Source organism: Bacillus sp. C30 (assembly GCF_040838255.1).
GTDB lineage: Bacteria > Bacillota > Bacilli > Bacillales > Bacillaceae_G > Bacillus_A > Bacillus_A mycoides.
In genome coordinates this window covers 1-1685 of the sequence record NZ_JBFPJH010000534.1, presented here as the reverse complement: position 1 = coordinate 1685, position 1685 = coordinate 1, and the positions used below count along the sequence as shown (strand labels likewise).

Below are 1685 nucleotides of genomic sequence, written 5' to 3'. Positions count from 1 at the left end.
ACGTAGTACAATACAGTTATTAAGACAATCGCTACAAAAAACGCAAATACGGCCACAACATACCCATCTTTATTTAATAAAAAGCATATGGAAATAGATATTATAAAAATCGGAAACACGAGACGTACCTTAGCCTTCACTTCTTCTGTCGTATCTGTATGATGAAAATACTGTGTAATTCCTACCATAAGAGATGACAAAATAATAACCGACAATAGTAAAGGTCCTGGCATTCCGATCTCTCCTTTCTCTATTTCTAATTATATACAAACCCCGCGCTCTTTAAAAGTTAGATAATTCAGCCTTTTAACTTTTTCTACATCAACTCTTTAATTTACGCCACGTATACTAACTCAATATAAGTTATACATATAATAGCGCCTTCAACACGATATTTTCAAATAATAGCACTTACAGTAATGTTGTAATATTCCTCTTCATTCTCTGAAATCCTGCAAATATAACTCGTCAAAATATGCGATAAATACTAACACTAAGCACCTAATTTAGACAAAAATTATAGAGGACATTTCAGCATGTATCAAGAAATAAGAATAGAAAGATAAGTAAGGGAGGATTTATAATGACTGAACACGTTTTATTTTCTGTTAGCGAAAACGGCGTTGCATCTATTACTTTAAACCGTCCAAAAGCACTTAATTCTTTATCCTATGACATGTTACAACCAATTGGGCAAAAACTTAAAGAATGGGAGCAAGATGAGCGTATTGAACTCATCGTTTTAAAAGGAGCTGGGACGAAAGGTTTTTGTGCAGGTGGTGATATTAAAACGCTATACGAAGCACGTTCTAACGAAGTTGCATTACAACATGCAGAGCAGTTTTTTGAAGAAGAATATGAAATTGATACATTTATTTATCAATACAAAAAACCAATTATCGCTTGTTTAGATGGAATTGTAATGGGCGGTGGTGTCGGTCTGACAAATGGAGCGACGTATCGAATTGTAACAGAGCGTACGAAGTGGGCAATGCCTGAAATGAACATCGGTTTCTTCCCTGATGTCGGTGCTGCTTATTTCTTAAATAAAGCGCCTGGATATACTGGTCGATACGTTGCTTTAACAGCATCTATTTTAAAAGCTCCTGATGTATTATATATTAACGCTGCTGATTACTTTATGACATCAGATTCATTACCAAATTTCCTTACCGCACTTGAAAAGGTAAATTGGAAAAAAGAAGATGTACATACTCATTTAAAAGAAGTTATTCGTACATTTGCAACTGCTCCAAACTTAGATGGCAATCTTTCTTCTTCAGTAGAAGAAATTAATTCGCATTTTGCATTCGATACAATTGAGGGAATCATTCAATCGTTAGAGAAAGATCAAAGTCCATTTGCCCAAACAACGAAAGAAAAGCTATTATCCAAATCCCCTGTTTCATTAAAGGTAACATTAAAACAGTTTATTGATGGCCAAGAAAAGTCAGTTGAAGAATGTTTCGCGACAGATCTTATACTCGCTAAAAACTTCATGCGACATGAAGATTTCTTTGAAGGAGTACGCTCCGTTGTAGTTGATAAAGACCAAAATCCAAATTATAAATATAAACAATTAAGTGATGTTTCAGAAGAAGATGTAAATCGATTCTTTAACTTACTTAACGCTTAAACAAAGAGGCCATATATTGTAGCACACTCTCAGCTACTCTATATGGCCT

General features: G+C 34.4%; 2 protein-coding genes. One reads left to right on the top strand and one right to left on the bottom strand.

All coding sequences use genetic code 11. The features are described 5' to 3' along the window. Positions 1–233 (bottom strand): hypothetical protein (locus AB3X49_RS22585; protein WP_367964862.1); only part of this gene is annotated, 233 nt, incomplete at its 3' end. 350 nt (positions 234–583) lie between these two features. Here AB3X49_RS22585 and AB3X49_RS22580 point away from each other — a divergent pair. Next, complete coding sequence (locus tag AB3X49_RS22580; RefSeq protein ID WP_201038351.1) at positions 584–1636, top strand: enoyl-CoA hydratase/isomerase family protein; 1053 nt, start codon at positions 584–586, stop codon at positions 1634–1636. Positions 1637–1685 lie beyond the last annotated feature (49 nt).

Bases quoted from the DNA above. Each gene is read 5' to 3' on its own strand.
- AB3X49_RS22580 (WP_201038351.1), top strand. From the start codon at position 584: ATGACTGAACACGTTTTATTTTCTGTTAGCGAAAACGGCGTTGCATCT.